This window comes from Nostoc sp., assembly GCF_036916985.1.
GTDB lineage: Bacteria > Cyanobacteriota > Cyanobacteriia > Cyanobacteriales > Nostocaceae > Nostoc.
Map to the genome: position 1 here is coordinate 1 of NZ_JBALFD010000031.1, position 18,572 is coordinate 18,572.

Genomic DNA, 18,572 nt, shown 5'->3' on the forward strand with positions numbered 1-18,572 from the left:
CGTCCGTTTAGCCCTGGTTGACCATCAACACCGTTGTGACCGTCAACGCCATCACGTCCGTTTAGCCCTGGTTGACCATCAACACCGTTGTGACCACCTCACCCATGAAGCTAATCGGCGAATGGCGAAACTTCCGCCCGGTAGTGAGGAGGAAATCATCAATTCTTATTTCCAGGGAAAAACAGACAACGTTTCCGCCATAGTCACAACCATTACCTTTTAAACCATGACTTACTCCGAGCAATTAAGACCGTGGGCAATTTTACGACGACTGCCCAGTGGTGAAAATGTTTGTGTGACCAGACTTCGTACCCGATCAGATGCCGATGCTTACACCAGCATTCTTCGCCAAGGTGGAGGGGTGTTTGAGGTAGTTTTCGATCATCCCCAGGGAGTTACCCAAGGATAACTTAAATCAACTGCGATCGCAGCGCCAGGAGGAGTGCGATCGCAATTGATTAATCGATTCAAACAAGTAAAAAATAGCACATGCCTATGAAAATTGAAACTATTACTTACAAGCGGGTCAAAAACCTGGGGAACTACCAGAGTGAAACGATGGAAGTGACCGCAGTCTTAGACCAATATGATGAGCCAGATAAAGTTAGTCAGCAACTCCGGGAACTGGTGAAGAATCAACTTTTTCCACCAACACCTACGCCGACTTTCACTGAATCTGACACTGAAACTGATAATTTTTAACTGACAGGTATCAAATATGAAAATCAAAACAATCCATGCACACTTTCTAATTTCAATTGGTAGTTACAGCAATGAGCGAATTGGCTTTTCAGTTGAATTAGATGAAACAGAATCTATTGAGTCAACTGTAGAAGAGTTGCGAGAAAGAGCTAAAAAAATTGTCGGTAAAACAGCCGATGAACTTTACGAAGAAAGGAGTAAAATGTGGCGCGAATGCGCTGAATTAGAAAAGAAGCTCAATACATTACGTAAAGAATGGGATGCAACAGCCGAATTCTTAAAAGCTCAAGGTCTAAATCCTGCTGCTCCTTCAATGCCTCAGTTTAGAAATTTGCTTACTGCTGTCACTGTTGAGTCTGAAGTTGTCACAGAAACAGAAGACGAGGAAAGCGATGATTACGACGAAGATGATGAGGATTATGGGTAAAAATTTAACAACTGAACAACCAAATAATGAGTTTGTGACTTTACCAAAAGATTTGTATGTTCTGAACACTTTAGCAATGGGAGTAGCTATACAACTTCTTGCCAAAATGACTGGGGAAAGCATAGAAGATTGGAAACAATATGTAGGGGCAAAAGCTGGCGAACAATACCGTGAATTATCTACTGAAAGAATTCAAGAAATAGTTGAGTCTCTGGATAAGGAAAGAACCGCCTGATGAATCGCAATTGCGATGGCGTAACCGCCCGCTGGAAGCGATCGCGCCACAAGCGCGGGCTACTTGACCCCGTAGCCGAAACTCTGGCTACTGTCAGAGTCGCGGATTGGGTCGCGCAACTCAATTCGTCTTGAGAATTTCTCAAGTCGGAGATAGCAGCAGTAGACGAATTTTTTAATGGGAAATGACCGCAAGGTTTCCTCTTTTCATGAATGCGCTACTGTTGTATATTTCCCCCATATTTGAGCTTCAAAGTGAATTGATTTCAAATCAATTTTAGAAGATTCGCGGCTTGTATGTATGGGTAAATTGTTGCAAATAATCTTCTCTACCTGAACCTTGAAAACATGAAAATAGTTGGTTTAGATGTCTGTAAAGACAGTGTTGTGGCGTGGGTATTAGAATCCGTTCCGAGGAATTTCCGGCAACACTTCAAGGATCGTAAACGGCGTGAACCTGACGAATTAACCTTTAAGGCTAACGCTGAAGGTGTTGCAGGACTACTGGCACTCAAACCCGATGCCGTAATTATGGAACCTACCGGGGTGCATTATTCCTGGATTTGGGCCCACATCTGCCAATCCGAAGGCATCGAGGTTTTATGGGCGGGGCATCAGGAAGCTGTGCATTACCGAAAAGAACACAAGCTACCCGATAAAAATGACCAAGCTGATGCTCTAGCTCTTGCTGCCTATGCTCTAGCACACTGGCAGCAGTCAGAATTCTTCCTAGAATTTGAACCGGGAAAGGTGGCTAAATTGAGGGAGTACTGGTTGCAGCTTCAATCCCTAAACCGGATCAGAAACCCAGTAGTCAACCGTGCCCGTCAACAACTTGCCAGAGAATTTCCCGAAGCTGCCCTCAAGGAATCCGACCCCAGTAAAACGGATGGGATGGAACCCTTATGGAGTTGGTTAGCTGGTCGAGAGCGCAACCTCAAGAAAAATAATTTCTACTACGATAAGCTTTATGCCAAATCTATAGCTAAAGTTTATGGGGTAGAAATTTCACATTTTACCCGGCGGCTGGCTAATCACATCTGTGACTTACGAGACTGGGAAATTGAGGTTGAGATTCAAATGTTGGAAATCTTAGCAGATCCCAAATTTGCAGCCTACCGAGCGGTGATGACTAATTTTGGTATCGGCAACCGTCCCCAGGCGTTACTCATCAGTCAAATTTATCCATGTACCAAGTTTGAATCCTTGGGGCGTTTCAAAAGACGCTTGGGGATGGCTAAAGATGAGAATAGCTCCGGTGACAAGGAGACGATGAACACTGGCAACGGCTCTAAACTGTGTCGTAGTCAACTATATATGTGGATATTGGATCGAATTGCCCCACAAAAAGCTAGACCCCAAAACGAAATTGGCGAGAAGCTGGGGAATTTTTACGATTCCAGAAACGCCCAATTTCAAAATAATCCAGAACTCTGGAAACAGAAAACAATCGCTCGTCAACAGGAGAGGGCATTACGAGAGTTTAAAGAAAAACTCCTAAAAAGCCTACTACCAATGATGACTAAGGAGATGGCCCCGCAAGTTGAAGCGATGTTAAATCTAACCATGCAAACCATGCAAATTAGTCTAGCTGCGTCATCTGAAAAACTCGCTCCTGGCGCTAAGTCCCAAGAGGTGAAGCGGGGGTTTGGGAAGTTGGTCATCTCCCAAACTGCCGCTTATGGTTGTCGGTTGCTGTTCAAAGAATTGAAAAAGGCAATTCAATAGTAACTTGAAACTACTCCTCTAATTCACCTGGGGAGTAGTTTTGTACTATATATAATATCTAAAGTGAAAAGGGCACTCTATGTAAAGATAAGCAACGTTGATATCAAGCAGCCATTAAAAAGATGATTCAACAAAAATCCTCTATAGTCCCTCATCCGCTATGGCAAATTGGAGGCAGCGTTGTTTTGGCGATCGCCTACTATGGAATGGCTGAAATTTCGCGGCATCTTGCCTCCACACCCCAGAATGTGACTCCAGTTTGGCCGCCGGATGGAATTGCTGCCGGGGCTGTTCTGTTGTTTGGTAGCTGGATCGGGTACGGTGTTTTGCTTGGTTCATTTCTCGCCAACTTCTGGGCGTTTCGAGATCCCACAAGTTTCTTATCCTTGATGATTTCCACGTTGCCAGTTTTGGGAATTGCGATCGGCACAACTCTAGGGACTCTCTTGGGTAGCTTCCTGCTGCGGAAAACTACCAACCTTCACCATCCCTTAGAACGTGTTCCCGACGTATTCAAATTTTTGATCTTAACCGGCATGGTGGGGCCAATAATCAATGCAACTGTAGGAGTGGCTTGCTTGGCATTGAGTGGTAAAGTTCCCTGGCCAGCTTATGGGAGAGTCTGGTTAACCTGGTGGATTTCTAATGTTTCGGGAATTTTTATCGTCACCCCAATTCTGCTTAGTTGGGGGCAATTCATTCAAAAAAACCGACATCCAATCAGGCAATGGTTATCCCTCGGTTCAACGAGTCGCACCCAGCAAGTTGGGGAAGAATTAGTTTTCCGGGACTCTTTACTGAGTACTGGGTATCGAGTAAGAAATTTTTTTAAGATTTGGTTGGGGTCTGCATCCTCATTCAAATCTTCCCAATCCCCAATCCCCAATCCCCAGTCCCCAATCCCCAGTCCCCAATCCCCAGCAAACCTTTTAAGATTCTGGTTAATCGTAGAGGCTGTTATCCTGATGGGGTTGGTCATTCTCATCACCAAAGTTGCTTTTGGTAAAGGATATCACCTGGAATATATGTTGATTCCGACGTTGATCTGGTCTGCTTTTCGACTGGGACAACCAGGGGCAACGCTGTTAACTTTTATTGTGGCAGCGATCGCAGTCATCGCAACTGTCAATGGCAAAGGTGGTTTTGTAAGTGAGGATCTCAACCAATCTTTGATGCAGCTGCAATCGTTTATTGGCGTGATTACACTCACCATTCTCGTGCTAACAGCAACGATCGCAGAACGAACACAAGCAGAAACCAAGCTGCGTTTGGCTTTTGCTGAATTAGCTAGAACTAATGAAACTCTGGAAGTTCGAGTCCAGGAAAGAACTGAAGAATTGAATGAAAAAAATACGACTCTAAAACAAGCCCTACAAACACTCAAACGGACTCAATTGCAGATGATTCAGAGTGAAAAAATGTCTGCATTGGGACAGATGGTGGCAGGAGTTGCCCATGAAATCAATAACCCGATTAATTTTATTTATGGCAACTTGACTCATCTTTCTGACTATATTCAAGGCTTATTTAGAGCATTGCAACTTTACCAACAGCACTATCCTAATCCACCTCAAACCCTGCACACAGAATTAGATAAACTTGAACTGGAATTTTTGCAAGAAGACCTGATCAACATTCTTGAGTCTATGCAAATTGGTACTGAGCGGATCAGTACTATTGTAGTGTCGCTGCGGAACTTCTCGCGCTTGGATGAAGCAGAAGTGAAAGCGGTAGACATTCATGAAGGGATTGATAGTACTTTGGTGATTTTGCAACATCGATTGCAAGAGACAAGCGATCGTCCGCAGATCCAGCTGATTAAAGAATATGGTCAGTTACCACTGATTGAATGTAATGCTGGCTCCCTGAATCAAGTGTTTATGAATCTTTTGAACAATGCTGTTGATGGATTAGAAGAATCTAATCAAGGGCGTTCGTTCCCAGATATTTTAGCTAACCCAAATACCATCTGGATTAAGACTCGTCAAATCGATACCAACCAAGTGACGATTATAATTTCTGATAACGGCATAGGCATTCCTAAAGAGATTCGCTCTAAATTATTTGATCCTTTCTTCACCACTAAGCCAGTTGGTAAAGGTACTGGCTTGGGTTTGTTTATGAGCTATCAAATTGTTACCCAGAAGCATGGTGGTAATCTTTGGTGTGACTCCACAGTGCGGAAAGGTACAAAATTTGTGATTGAGATTCCGATAAAAGCTCAGAGGATTGCATAAGGGCATTGGGCAAAACAGTTCCGTTAGCGGATAGCTAAGGTTTAGCCCGTGCTGAGTGGGGAATCTCACTTCTTTACTCAGCACTCATTACTCAGCACTCTTGAGGGGCATTGTCAGGAGAATTTCGATAAGTGATGCCTGCGGCGGTAAACTACGCATTTTGGCAACAAGCACTCAAGTTTGACCCAGAAAATGCGATCGCTTGTAATTAAAGGGACTGGGAACTGGGGATTGGGTTTTCACTGCCAAGTGGTGGCGACGAATTGCATTTATGATATACCCAAGGTAGATGTAATAGTATCTAATATGTGCTAACTACTCAATACTGCCAATTGTAGGATTGAAAATTAGTATTTTTCTACATAAAATGAAAAATCTAAAATTAAAATTTGGTAACACTGATGGTTAGGAGTGTTAGAGTTTCAAGAAATTCACCGGAACTTTTCAGCGGGTATTCATGCTGAAGAAACTACAGAAAAAGCAAATTTCGATAATCGCAGGTGCGGCACTGTTTGCCTTTTTAGCTGGGGCAATGGTATCAGCACCGGAGATCGGCAAATCTCTAGGGAAATGGCTCAAACTGAGTCAGAATAAAACGGAGCAAACATCAGAGGCGAGTAAGGCTCAATCAGCCGTCTTTCCACTGATATCACAATCGCTGCCAGAACGGGCGGCAAAACTAGCAGCGATCGCCCAAGAATCGCAATCGCCAGACCGAAATCGCGCTCGTTATCTTTTGGCGAGTGATTACATTGAAAGAACCCAAGGGAAAAAAGCTCTACTTTTACTCCAAGGACTAGAGAAAGACTATCCCATCCTTGCGCCCTACATTTTGCTAAAACAAGCCCAGGCAGAGGATATGCTGGGCGAGGATGGCAAAGCCTCGGATCTTAGGCAAAGAGTACTGAAACTGTATCCCAAAGAAGCGGCTACCGTGAAAGCACTATATCTAATTGCCCAACCGAAGCAACAAGAAACTGCGATCGCTCAATTTCCTAGCAATCCTCTAACTTGGGAAATTATTCGCAAACGCTTGCAAGAAAATCCCAATCAGCCCAATTTACAATTGATTTTGGCTACTTATGCTTACGACCAACCGGGCATAGTGGGCGTTTTGGATCAGTTAGTCAAACAGCCTACCTTGAAACCCGGAGATTGGGAACTAATTGGTACAAGCTATTGGGAAAATAGTCAATTTCTGAAAGCGGCCAATGCTTATGCCAAAGCACCCAAAACATCGCGTAACCTCTACCGTACCGCACGAGGGTTACAGGTGGGAGGCAAAGATAAAGAAATAGCGATCGCCACCTATAAACAATTGGTGCAGCAATTTCCCAATGCTGAGGAAACTGGGAATGCTCTACTACGGTTAGCAGAAACCGCAAAAACCCCTAAAGACGGCTTACCCTATCTCGATCAGGTAATTAGTAAATTTCCAAAACTTGCTGGTACTGCACTGACACAAAAAGCTAAAACTCTCCAAACTCTTAAGGATCAAAAGTCAGCTAGCGCCGCATGGCAAATACTCATAGCTAAATACGGTAATTCTGATGAAGCCGCAGAATATCGCTGGAAAATAGCCCAAGATAAAGCCAATGTTAAAGATTACGTCGGTGCTTGGCAATGGGCAGAACCAATTGTTACCAACAACCCCAACAGTATTTTGGCTCCGAGAGCAGGCTTTTGGGTAGGTAAATGGACAGCTTTACTAGGCAAGCAGCAGGATTCTAAAACTGCTTATGAATATGTGATTAGCCAGTTTCCTTACTCTTACTATGCTTGGCGAGCCGCAACCATGCTAGGGCTAAATGTCGGCAATTTTGATAACGTGCGCGCCATGAACCCAGAAGTAATCGCACCTCAACGTCCAGTACCACCTGCTGGTTCTGAGACTTTCAAAGAATTATATCTGCTGGGTCAAGACCGCGATGCCTGGTTACAATGGCAAACAGAATTTCAGAACAAACTTCAGCCAACGGTAGCAGAGCAATTTACTGAAGGGTTGATGCGGCAGGCTAAGGGAGAAAATCTCATCGGAATTGACAAAATTTCTAAATTGGAAGACCGCGAAATCCCCGCAGAACTGGCCCAATATCAAACTCTGAGCAAACAAATCACCTACTGGCAAGCCCGTTATCCATTTCCCTATCTTCGAGAGATTGAAAAGTGGTCTACTGAGCGTAAACTCAATCCTTTGTTAGTCACTGCCTTAATCCGGCAGGAGTCGCGGTTTGAGCCAAAAATCAAATCCGTTGCTAACGCCACTGGTTTAATGCAGCTGTTACCAAGTACTGCTCAATGGATTGCCCCACAAATCAAGGTGGATTTCAAAACCATAAACCTAGAAAATCCCAACGATAACATCATGCTAGGTACATGGTATTTAGATCATACTCATCAGCAATATAACAATAACTCTCTGTTGGCGATCGCTAGTTACAATGCTGGCCCCGGCAATGTCTCCAAATGGCTGCAAACTCTAACTACACAAGATCCAGACGAGTTTGTTGAAGAAATTCCCTTTGATGAAACCAAAAATTATGTGCGGCAAGTATTTGGCAACTACTGGAATTATCTGAGGCTTTACAACCCAGAGATTTCTGGCATCGTCGCTAAGTACTCAACTACACACCCACAACTACCGACCCGATAATCTGAGAAAGTTATGAGTTGTGAGTGTTGATTTATAGCGGTTCCCACTCAAATGCCGTACAAATTATATCGTAAGATGTAGAGGCAATTCATGCATATTGGTGTCAACTTAACGTGAAAGCAATTCTAGAACTAGCTTTTAGATTGCCTCGTTCCCAGTCGGAGACTGGGAATGCTCGTATTTGAGGCTCCGCCTCTCTTACTGGCGGCAAAGCCGCTTTTGAGTTGTATTTCCAGCCTCCGGCTGGAAACGAGATTTGAAAAGGGTTTTAGCTTAAGTTGACACCAATGGCAGGATGCCCACCCCACAATATTGGATAATTTATTTCTTGAAGTCCCCTAAGTGTTAATATATACTTAAGTGTTAATTTTTTTGCACCCCTCTTAATTTTCGTGCCCAATGGAGTTAACTTCAAAAGAATTTAAGTCAGAACTGATATTAGAAATCCAAGCCTGCCTGCAATTGGCAGTACCTTTAGTAATTACTCAAATATTAGAAGCGGGCATTCCTTTATTAGATGGCGTGATGATGGGCTTGCTTAACAGCCAAGCTTTAGCGGCGGGTGCTTTAGGTGCTGTTACCTTTTCGACTCTAGCTTCCATTTGTCGTTCTATTCTTTCCGCTGCGGGTGTGAGTGTTGCAAATGCTTTTGGTGCAGGAAAAATAGACCAAGTTAGCCGTGCTACTGGTCAAGGAATTTGGTTAGCGGTGACAATGTGCTTACCTGTGATGTTTATCATTTGGCACTTTGACTATATCCTACTGGTGACTGGTCAAGAAGAAAGCAATGTATTATTGGCTCAAACCTATTTGCGGTCTATTGTCTGGGGTTTTCCTGCTGCACTCGGTTTTTGTATTTTAAAAGAAGTTAGCTCCGCCCTCAATCGCCCCCAATTCTTAATAGTAATTACGGTGGCTGGACTATTATTAAATGGGGCTGCCAATTACATCTTAATGTTCGGTAAATTTGGTTTCCCAGCCCTTGGGTTAGCTGGTATTGGTTGGGCAAGCGTACTCATTTTTTGGCTGAATTTTATCGCCGCCGCCACTTGGATTTGCTTGGATAACTACTTTAAAGATTACCAACTTTATTCCGCTCTGCATCAGTTCGATCGAGATATGTTTTTAGATATCTTCCAAACTGGGTGGTTTTTGGGATTGCAGTATGGAGCAGAAATTGGAGTATTCACTGCCACTGCTTTAATGATGGGGTGGTTTGGGACAGAGACGTTAGCAGCCCATGAAATTACTGTCGAAACAGAAAGTTTTGTCGAAACAATATCTATAGGTATTTCTTATGCCGTCACAATGAGAGTAGGACAGTTGAGGGGACAAAATGACCTTAAGGGTGCAAGCAGAGCGGGATTTGTTTGCATTGCCCTTGCTACTCCCTGCGTGAGCATTGTGGTACTAGTTTTTTTGCTATTTCCCAACTATATTGTGGCAATGTATTTGGACACCAGTAATTTAGATAATATCGAAATAGTTAAAACGGCAATTTCTTTTCTAGGCGTAGCAGCAATAGTCCAGATATTTTATTCTATTCAGACTATTGCTGCTGCTGCTTTGATCGGCTTGAAAGATACCCGAATACCAACCTTAATCACTATGTTTGCTTACTGGGGAGTAGGTCTAGGTGGGGGCTATCTAATGGCATTTACTTTCGGTTGGGGTCCGATAGGTTTATGGTTGGGTTTAATGCTAGGGCTACTCATGGGTGCGGTGTTTTTGATTGGGCGTTTTTATCTTTTGACTTCCGAGATTGAGTCTGTTGAACAGAGTTAAAAACTTCAACATTTATACCTTTCCTAACCGAACCTTATTGCCTATTTACCTATTGAGTAAGTCCTGCTAAAATAAATTTTAAATTATAAAAACTATCTCAACTGTATTAACCTGAGTTCGATAAACTTCTGCCTGCCTTGAACTAAAGTTCAAGTCTGTTCCTCTCCGAGTCGGAGAGGGACGGTTTTGCATAGTAAAACCTTCTTAGAGGTCTTTTTTACGGCTAATTAGATGGACACTATATGATTCGTCGAACTCACGTTGTATTAGGCAATAAATTCCTTGATTATTTTGGTTGGGGTCTGATTACTTACTTATCTTCCCAATCCCCAGTCCCCAATCCTCAGTTCAACCTTTGTACCTTTGCCATGCAGAATCGATTATTTCAGAAATGATTTCTGTATATGTCACACCACCTAAACGTCCCATAATTACTAGGTCTGAGCGGATATGGTTTAGCCCTGGCAGTGGGTTAACTTCCATAAAGTGCAACACACCGCTAGCATCGCACCGCAGATCCACACGGGCAGCATCTCGACAACCAAGGGTATGGTAAGCATCCAGCGCTAGCTGCCTCGCTTGCGCTGCCAATGGTTCGGGATCTATGAGCAAACGATAAGATACCCGTTCCAGATACTCATCCTTGTTAAGGGTGGTATAAGCAGAAGCTTCAGCTTGTCCTGTAAAAATTACTTCCATCACACCTACTACTCGTGAGTTGCTGCCGTTGCCAACAATACCCACTGTTACTTCTCGACCAGGAAGAAAGGTTTCTACGAGTAGTGGTTGCTGAAAAAGTTCACGTAACAATTCATAAGTATTTACTAGCTCCTCGCGTTCTTTGACAAGAGAACGTCCAGTTACCCCTTTAGAACTGCCCTCTGCCACAGGTTTGAGGAAAAGTGGCATTGGCAGCGACACGGCTGCTGCTTCTGCGGAAGTACTGACCACTTCAAAGGGGGCTGTTGGTAAACCGCGATCGCGCACTACTCTTTTAGCAAGCGCCTTATCTAGGGTTAGGGCGCAGGTGAGTGGATCGGAAAAGGTGTAAGGTTGAGCAAATAACTCGCAGACTGCCGGGACTTGGGCTTCGCGAGAGCGACCCTTTAAACCCTCAGCAATATTGAAAACCAGATCCCAGCGATCGCCTTTAGCCAATCGCCCAGCCAGTTCTCTACCATTGCCCACACGTTCAACCTGATGACCTAACTTAAATAGGGCATTTTCCAGCCCGATAATAGTTTCTTCATCGTCGAACTCCATCACCTCAGAGGCACTAAAACCAGCCTTCAGGTAGTCTACCTTCAGGTCATAACACAGACCAATGAATAACCCCATAGCCCGATAATTCTCAATGAAAAAGCTTTTTCTGTTAGCTTGAATTTACAAATCAGGTTCTTAATTAAAATAATTTCAATTACTAATTCTTCAATTGAGTTGAAGATAGCTCATCAACAACATCAAACCATATAGGAGATTTATCGTCAGGAGAACCGTTGTAGTTGGCAGTAATTTCTTCTCCTGCTTCGATATCTCGGTAGGCAATATACTCCACTTCTCGTTCAGCGAAGTTTTTCACATAATAAGTATTGGGATAGTAAGAATGGTTGAACAAGGACACTAAACCGAAGGCGATCGCTGCTGCTTTATCTTCCCAATCATAGTAATAGTTACCCAAGACTGTTTGATCGAGCAATTTAACCTCTTCTGCGGGTATAACCACAACTGGCGCTCTTTCAATGATTTCTCCCTTTAAAAAGTGCTTCTGTGCGAAGACACCTCGACCTTTGATGTTTGTATTACCAACAATTAACATTCCAACTAATCTCCTGCAATTATTTAGTTTTTTAGTTTGCCATAATCTAAAAGAATCATTCCAACTGTCCCTTTTAGATCATGGCGATCAACTTATATACAAATATATAGTGTTATCCCTGCTCTACTGGATCTATATATGTGTACTTCTTACCTGCCCAATTTTGCACTGTAGCTGTGCCTTTCTCATAAGCAAGTAGAGTCTCGGCTTGAATTGGGACTTTGCCACCACCACCAGGGGCATCAATTACATAGGTTGGTACAGCGTATCCAGTAGTATGACCGCGCAATTTAGAAATTAAATCCAGTCCAGTTTGAACACTAGTTCGCAGATGTGCAGTGCCAACAACTGGGTCGCATTGGTAAAGATAATAGGGTCGCACACGCAGCTTGAGAAGACCGTGAAATAGATTTTTGAGGGCTTTTTCAGAATCATTCACACCTTTTAACAGCACGGTTTGACTGCCTAGAGGAATGCCGCCATCAGCGAGGCGATCGCAAGCTTGTGCTACTTCTGGGGTAAGTTCCCGCAGATGACAAAAGTGCAAAGACAGCCACACACGATGTTTCCGAAGCAAGGCAACCAGTTCTGGTGTAATTCGCTGCGGCAAAAAACTCGGCACACGAGAACCAATTCTAATAAATTCAATGTGCTTAATAGCACGCAGCCGCCCTAGCAAATTGTCTAAAGGTTCATCAGACATCAACAAAGGATCGCCGCCGGAAATTAGCACATCACGAATTTCGGTGTGTTCTTCTAGGTAAGTGGCGATCGCATCCAAGCGCCGCGTTACTGGGTACATCTCACCTTGGCTCACCAAACGAGAGCGGGTGCAGTAACGACAATAAGCAGCACATGTATCTAGAGCAAGGAGCAATACGCGATCGGGGTAACGGTGTACAAGTCCTGGTACTGGGGTGTCATTATCTTCACCGCATGGATCTACCATGTCTGCTGTACTGACGATTAGTTCTTCTTGCCGTGGTATCACTTGCAACCGTAGTGGGCAAAAGGGATCTTCTGGATCGAGTAGTGATGCAAAGTATGGTGTTACGGCGACAGCAAACTTTTCTGGTGCGATTAAAAGTCCCTGTTCTTCGGTAGCACTCAGCCTTAGTAACCGCTGGAAGTGTTCCAGCTTAGTCAACCGATGCCGCATTTGCCAGCGCCAATCGTTCCAGCGTTCCTGGTTGTAAGTCTCTCCCAAAATCTGACAAATTTCTGCACACCGAACATCGCTCACTAGAGGTTCTAGAGTAGTCTTTTTGATCATGATTAGAACTAAAGCTGAGAATAATAAACCAATCACAGCCTAGTTTGTTTAGCTACATTAGTCGATAGAAGAGAAAAATATTGACAAATGTTACCCCAATCTAAATCAATAGAGAAAAAGCTTCATTAACTTTATCGGTTTATCTTCGCTTTAAACTGAGCGTAAAACTCTTTGGGAGCTTCATCAAAATACTTAAAGAGAGCAGGGCAGAGCCATCCTTCCCGATCTAAATCTGCACTATAATACCAGTTACCTCGATATTCTTCACGCCGCCAGTCAAACTTGAGTTGATAGCCAGGAAAGGGAAATGCAGAAAATATCAAACTGAACCCTGATTCTGCATCTGGAATGTGTGCCACCATTCTTTCAATAATTTCGTCCACCCCTGCCACAAAAGGCTCCCGAACTAGACTTACATTTTCATCGTCAAACACCCACATCTCACCGAATTTATAGGGATGAATAACCATGATTGAGTTCATAAAGTTTACTCGCAGTAAATACCGTTTCACTTTATTAATAATGATACAAATACGTTGGTAGAGGTACAGCAATTGGTATAAGTCCCAAATTTACAGGCTTTGTGTAACTAAGGAATAAGAATTAAATAACATACAATTTATGTCCCTGCTTTACCTTATAAAGATAAAGGAGAGGGAAGCTAGCAAAAAAAATTGTAGGTTGGGTGGAGGCTTTGCATAACCCAACATACTGATATATGTTGGGTTGCGCTCCGCTCGGCCCAACCTACGGCTCTATTACAAGTGCCATCCACCGAGGTTCTACGGAATCAACCGATCTGCGCGTAGTTGCTCGAACAGGTCAAAAAACGACTCGTCCGTTTTCTGGTATATGGAGAAGCCGAGTTTGCGGCTCTTCGACATGTCGGTCATAACTTCAATCGGACGCCCAAGATCGAGATCGGTGTGCCATGCAGATGATAGACGGCTCAGATCCGGCTCGGCAAGGCTATGCTGCTTTGCGATCTCGCGCCAGACAGCACCTTCATTCGCCATTTCGGCTTCGAGCGGGTGGGTTGTGCCGTCGAAGCCGATAGGATCGATGCCGAACCAGTCAGCCAGCCGCTCCCACAACCATATCCAGCGGAAGATGTCGCCATTGACGACGTTAAACGCCTCGTTGTGGGCCGCTTCGGTCTTCGCCGCCCAGACTAGGTGCTTCGCTAGCACCCGCGCGTCGGTCATGTCGGAGATGCCCTTCCACTGCGCTTCCGAACCCGGCCAGCGGAACGGGCGCCCGGTTTCCTTGCAGATCGCAGCATACACGGCCAGCGTCGTGCCGAGGTTCATCAAATTGCCGACCGCCTTTCCAATGATAGTGTGAGGGCGATGAATGCTCCAGGTGAAACCGTCACGGGCTGCGGCGGCATAGACCTCATCTTCCTGAGCATAATAGAAATTTTCGATGTCGAGCCGGGGCTGCTCCTCGCGCAATGGAGTTTCTGGCAGCGATCCGCCCCTGGCGTATGCATCGAATGGTCCGAGATAGTGCTTGAGGCCGGTGACGAGGGCGACGTGCTGCACTGAGTCCTTCGGTGACAGAACATCCAGCAGATTGCGAACCATCGTGCCATTGACCCTGATATTCTCGGCTTCGGTGGCATTACGCATCCACGTCGTAATGAAGATGTGCGTTGGGGCGATGTCTGACAGCGCAGTTTTCAGGCTAGCTAGATCGAGCAGATCGGCAGCAACAGGGTGTAACCCTTCCACCCCTTTTTTAAGATTTCGGGCCAATCCATAGGTCGTCCATTCATTCGCGATCAGTTCTCTCGTAAGATTGCTGCCGATGATGCCGCTCGCGCCCACAACTAAGGCTGTCCCATCCATATCGTGTCTCCGGAAATTTTCTATAGCAATCCTAAGCCCCAAATTTCCAGGCTTAGTACAAATAACATATAAAAAAGACAGGCATTTTGCCTGTCCTATAAGTAATGATTTAGCAAAGAATTTAGAAATTCATCTCAGCAGCTTGAACTTTTTCAACCTGCTTCTTCTTCAGCACCAGCATAACTTGAGCCAACATCACAAGAGCGATGAACGCAATCAGCCATTTGACTCTAGATGCGTCTTGCAATACGATTTCTGCATCTATTTGACCGAATCCACCAACATTTGGATTGCTGGTCAAAGCATCACCAGTTTTAACTGTTTGCCCTTCGGAAACAAGCAATTCTGGCCCTAAAGGAATCGTATCAACAACAACATCACCAGATTCAGGTTGGATGTTGACTAGATATTTGACGTTGCCATCTTCATCTTCCTCTTTGGCAATCTTGGTAATTGTGCCAGTAGCGGAAGCGTTGTAAACAGCGTTATTGCTCTTTTCGCCAGTGGGATAAACTTGTCCGCGTCCTCGGTTACCACCTACGTGAACTGAATATTTACCGAAGTGGATGTTTTTGTCGGTTGCGGGGTTAGGAGAAAGAACTGGGAAGATGATTTCCTGATACTGTTCACCTGGTAAAGGGCCGACAATGACGACGTTTTCTTTATCTTCGCTGTAGGGTTGGAAGGCAGTGTCGCCAATTTCTTCTTTAAGTTCCTCGGAAATACGGTCTTCGGGAGCAATCTTAAAGCCTTCAGGTAGCATCAGTACAGCACCGACGTTCAAGCCAACCTTGGAACCATCAGCACCAACTTGCTGGGCACTCAAATCGTAGGGGATTTTCACTACAGCTTTGAATACAGTGTCAGGTAGCACCGATTGAGGAACTTCCACTTCTGTAACCTTGGCCGCTAGGTGACAGTTGGCACAAACAATCCGCCCGGTTGGTTCACGGGGGGTTTCGGGATAGGTTTGCTGTGCCCAAAATGGATAGGCGGCAGCTGATTGGGGAAGTGCTAAATCGCTGGTGAAGTAAAATGTCACAGTGGCGATCGCTATGAGCAATGTTTTTACAATCGCTCTAGCACTGCGAGTTAACCTCGCTGTTATGAAAACATTTCTCATCTCTAATAAGGGCGACGATTGAATTAGTAATTAGTTATTGGGCATTGGGTGTTAGGAGTGCTGAGTGCTGAGTGCTGAGTTAGGAGTTAGGAGTTTTGTTTACCTCCTTGTCCCCTCATCTCCCTCATCTCACTCCCTCACTCCCTCATCTCCCTCATCCCTTACTCAGCACTCAGCACTCATAACTCAGCACTGATTAACCCCACCAAGGTGCATCACCTGTGCGGAAGTCGGTTTCAGTCCAAGGGGTTAAAACGATTTTGTCGTCGTTGACGTTGGTATGGGCTAAAGCCAGAGATAGAGGTGCTGGGCCCCGAACAACTTTACCAGTTTCGTCATACTGGGAACCGTGACAAGGACATTTGAATTTGTTCTCAGCAATGTTCCAGGGGACGACACAACCTAAGTGGGTGCAGATGGCGTTAATGCCGTAATCTTTGATCGCCTCTTTGCTGTCTACCACAATATAGGTAGGATCTCCCTTTAGTCCTTGGACTAGGTTGCGATCGCCTGCATTCCGGTTTTCTAGAAATTTAGTGACACTAACATCGTTACCTAGCTCGTCTTTTGCCGTTACACCGCCACCGGCACCACCAGCAGAGGGAGGAATAAAGTACTTGACAACGGGATACAATGCACCCAGAGCCACTCCGGTGACAGTCCCAAAAGTGAGCAGATTCATGAACTGACGACGCCCCATATCGGGCACGTCTGCTGATTCAGAAAATTGAGCCATAATCTACGCGCTCTTTGTGTATTTTGTTAAGCATTTTGACAAAAGTACTAGTACTTGAGCAACTCTTGTCTAAGTCGAAATGCTAGCGCTCACAACGATGCCATAATTCTTTGTTCCAAGATATATTTAGCATCTTTTCTGTTAGCATTACATTTCTTTATATCCTTATCATACTGGAGTCACGGAACTTAACATCATAACTAAATGTAAAATCTGATTGAGAAAAGCTATGACAGGACAGGAATTACGTCAGATATTGCTTGATAAGTGGGGATATTCTTACGATGTCCAGTTTCGGCGGACACAGGGAAAGATATTTTTGCAAGTAATGTGGAAATATCTAGAGCAAGCTTCTTTTCCCTTGAGTGAGGCGGAGTACCAAGAACATCTCGATAGCATTGCCAATTATCTTCATGCCTTGGGTGGCTCAACACAGGTACAAACTTTTATTGCCCAAACCCGCGATCGCCCCCGACTCGGCAAAGCTGTTAGCATTCCTCTAGATTTAGGCGAACGTTCTTCGGAATGGATATTGTGACCTGCTATCGCATGAACATTAATAATTTTCATAGTATTTTTTTTATCTAAAAATACCATAATATGCTGTATGATTATTTTGCTAGTTTAGTAATGTAAAAAAATACACCTCCTCAAGGAAATAACTAATGGCTTTTATCTCAACATTTGAACTTCTTCTTAAGCCTCAACTTCCAAAGAAACTTACAGATGGAGAAACCAGGGGAAACGCATCTAAATTATCTTGAAAAAATACAATCTTAGTGAATCAACATAGAAGAGAATGCTTAATCTAATTCAAATGCTTATAAAATTTTTGATTAGTACCTGAAAAGTTTCATAAATCTACAGTAATTATTTATTTTTCAGAATATTTTTTCATCGACTGGAGATGAACACACCAAACAGGAACGACAAAGTGCCGAACAAGCAAAATAATGCACCCAATTACTAGCAGAAAGGCTACGGGCTATGAGCGTAGATCCAGACACCCTATAGGATACTGGCTGTGAGAGCGCAAAGTTTTTTTACGTCTTTGTATGAGCCAAAAAATTATCCCGAACTTGTGCAACTTATAAACTCTTTTATACGCTGCCAAACATTCTCTAATAAATCATGCTCATCGGCATCAAACCACTCAATTTGTGGATATGCTCGAAACCAAGTACGTTGTCGCTTGGCAAATTGTCGGGTATGCAAAACTGTTAATTCTTTCGCTTCATCCAAGGAAATATCCCCAGCCAAATATTGCTTTATTTCTTGATAGCCCAAAGTATTCAACAAAGACAAATCAGCGCCATATTTTTGATAAAGATTCTCCACCTCTTTAACCAAACCATTTGCTATCATTTGTTCAGTACGCCGTTGAATCCGAGCATCTAACTTTTCGACGTTGCAATCTAAACCAATTTGCAAAATCGGATAATTCGGTGGATTTTCCCCTTGCTGTTCTGAAATTGGATATCCGGTTACGTAAAATACCTCTAATGCTCGTAAAGTCCGTACTGAATCATTGCCATGAATCTTTTGTGCGGCAACGGGGTCAACTTGTTGTAACATAGCGTAGAGTTGTGGTTGACCTAGAGATTCAAGCTGTGATCGCAATTCCGTTTGTGGTGCGACTCTCGGAATTTTCATCCCTCGAACAATAGAACGGATGTATAAACCAGTGCCACCAACTAGTAGAAGTGGGGGAGATGATGAAGATGGGGGAGAGTTAATTAAGGCTTGTGCTTGTTGTTGATAGTCTGCTACCGTCATTGTGTCTGTGGGAGCGCAGATATCTATTAAATAGTGCAGCACTAATTTTTGTTCCGCCACAGTTGGTTTCGCCGTCCCGATATCAAACTCACGGTAAACTTGACGAGAATCAGCACTGATAATTACAGAACCCAAGCGCATTGCCAAAGCCAAAGCCAAACCCGATTTACCCGTCGCAGTTGCCCCACAAATCACAATTAATTTAGTCATTAGTCATTAGTCATTGGTTGGT

At 44.0% G+C, this 18,572-nt stretch carries 19 protein-coding genes; 11 read left to right on the plus strand and 8 right to left on the minus strand.

Annotated features, from left to right (window positions below; all coding sequences use genetic code 11):
- From V7L07_RS12035 to V7L07_RS12080, 10 genes are all read left to right on the plus strand, one after another.
- On the plus strand, positions 1-223 hold a 223-nt coding region (locus V7L07_RS12035; RefSeq protein WP_335058033.1), incomplete at its 5' end, for a hypothetical protein.
- Between the two features lie 3 nt (positions 224-226).
- Positions 227-409: a hypothetical protein gene (locus V7L07_RS12040; protein ID WP_335058035.1), complete on the plus strand. Its 183-nt coding sequence runs from the start codon at positions 227-229 to the stop codon at positions 407-409.
- An 86-nt stretch (positions 410-495) separates the two neighbouring features.
- Entirely contained in the window at positions 496-702 is a 207-nt protein-coding gene (locus tag V7L07_RS12045) for a hypothetical protein (protein WP_335058037.1), read from the plus strand.
- Positions 703-718: 16 nt separating this feature from the next.
- Positions 719-1,129, plus strand: a complete 411-nt coding sequence (locus V7L07_RS12050; RefSeq protein WP_335058039.1) for a hypothetical protein — start codon at positions 719-721, stop codon at positions 1,127-1,129.
- Complete coding sequence (locus V7L07_RS12055) at positions 1,122-1,364, plus strand: hypothetical protein (protein ID WP_335058040.1); 243 nt, start codon at positions 1,122-1,124, stop codon at positions 1,362-1,364. Before V7L07_RS12050 ends, V7L07_RS12055 begins: the two co-directional genes overlap by 8 nt.
- Complete coding sequence (locus V7L07_RS12060; RefSeq protein WP_335058041.1) at positions 1,364-1,498, plus strand: hypothetical protein; 135 nt, start codon at positions 1,364-1,366, stop codon at positions 1,496-1,498. Before V7L07_RS12055 ends, V7L07_RS12060 begins: the two co-directional genes overlap by 1 nt.
- A 213-nt stretch (positions 1,499-1,711) precedes the next feature.
- Positions 1,712-3,091: an IS110 family transposase gene (locus V7L07_RS12065; protein ID WP_335058042.1), complete on the plus strand. Its 1,380-nt coding sequence runs from the start codon at positions 1,712-1,714 to the stop codon at positions 3,089-3,091.
- A 122-nt stretch (positions 3,092-3,213) separates the two neighbouring features.
- Positions 3,214-5,328 carry an MASE1 domain-containing protein gene (locus V7L07_RS12070; RefSeq protein WP_335058043.1) on the plus strand — a complete coding sequence of 705 codons (2,115 nt, stop codon included), beginning with the start codon at positions 3,214-3,216 and terminating at the stop codon, positions 5,326-5,328.
- A 457-nt stretch (positions 5,329-5,785) separates the two neighbouring features.
- On the plus strand, positions 5,786-7,981 hold the full coding sequence (locus V7L07_RS12075) for a lytic transglycosylase domain-containing protein (RefSeq protein ID WP_335058045.1): 2,196 nt from the start codon (positions 5,786-5,788) through the stop codon (positions 7,979-7,981).
- Between the two features lie 399 nt (positions 7,982-8,380).
- Positions 8,381-9,766 carry an MATE family efflux transporter gene (locus V7L07_RS12080; RefSeq protein WP_335058047.1) on the plus strand — a complete coding sequence of 462 codons (1,386 nt, stop codon included), beginning with the start codon at positions 8,381-8,383 and terminating at the stop codon, positions 9,764-9,766.
- Between the two features lie 348 nt (positions 9,767-10,114).
- Here the strand turns inward: V7L07_RS12080 and V7L07_RS12085 are convergent, their stop codons facing one another.
- The 7 genes from V7L07_RS12085 to petC all read right to left on the minus strand — a co-directional run bounded on the left by V7L07_RS12085 (position 10,115) and on the right by petC (position 16,564).
- Positions 10,115-11,104 (minus strand): D-alanine--D-alanine ligase family protein, encoded by a 990-nt coding sequence (locus tag V7L07_RS12085; RefSeq protein WP_335058049.1) that lies wholly within the window; start codon positions 11,102-11,104, stop codon positions 10,115-10,117.
- 82 nt (positions 11,105-11,186) lie between these two features.
- Positions 11,187-11,582 (minus strand): SET domain-containing protein, encoded by a 396-nt coding sequence (locus tag V7L07_RS12090; RefSeq protein ID WP_335058051.1) that lies wholly within the window; start codon positions 11,580-11,582, stop codon positions 11,187-11,189.
- A gap of 112 nt (positions 11,583-11,694) precedes the next feature.
- The gene (locus V7L07_RS12095; RefSeq protein ID WP_335058053.1) at positions 11,695-12,855 is read right to left on the minus strand and encodes a KamA family radical SAM protein; all 1,161 of its coding nucleotides are present in this window, start codon (positions 12,853-12,855) and stop codon (positions 11,695-11,697) included.
- A 131-nt stretch (positions 12,856-12,986) separates the two neighbouring features.
- Complete coding sequence (locus V7L07_RS12100) at positions 12,987-13,337, minus strand: DUF6717 family protein (protein ID WP_335058055.1); 351 nt, start codon at positions 13,335-13,337, stop codon at positions 12,987-12,989.
- 300 nt (positions 13,338-13,637) lie between these two features.
- A complete protein-coding gene (locus V7L07_RS12105; RefSeq protein ID WP_335058057.1) occupies positions 13,638-14,705 on the minus strand; it encodes an SDR family oxidoreductase in 1,068 nt (355 codons plus the stop codon).
- A 121-nt stretch (positions 14,706-14,826) separates the two neighbouring features.
- A complete protein-coding gene (gene petA, locus V7L07_RS12110) occupies positions 14,827-15,828 on the minus strand; it encodes a cytochrome f (protein WP_335058059.1) in 1,002 nt (333 codons plus the stop codon).
- Between the two features lie 196 nt (positions 15,829-16,024).
- Positions 16,025-16,564 carry a cytochrome b6-f complex iron-sulfur subunit gene (gene petC / locus V7L07_RS12115; RefSeq protein ID WP_335058061.1) on the minus strand — a complete coding sequence of 180 codons (540 nt, stop codon included), beginning with the start codon at positions 16,562-16,564 and terminating at the stop codon, positions 16,025-16,027.
- 229 nt (positions 16,565-16,793) lie between these two features.
- On the opposite strand from petC, the gene V7L07_RS12120 reads away from it, so the two are divergent.
- Positions 16,794-17,102 (plus strand): DUF3067 family protein, encoded by a 309-nt coding sequence (locus V7L07_RS12120; protein WP_334697172.1) that lies wholly within the window; start codon positions 16,794-16,796, stop codon positions 17,100-17,102.
- 530 nt (positions 17,103-17,632) lie between these two features.
- Here V7L07_RS12120 and miaA read toward each other — a convergent pair.
- Positions 17,633-18,550: a tRNA (adenosine(37)-N6)-dimethylallyltransferase MiaA gene (gene miaA / locus V7L07_RS12125; protein WP_335058064.1), complete on the minus strand. Its 918-nt coding sequence runs from the start codon at positions 18,548-18,550 to the stop codon at positions 17,633-17,635.
- Between the last annotated feature and the right edge of the window lie 22 nt (positions 18,551-18,572).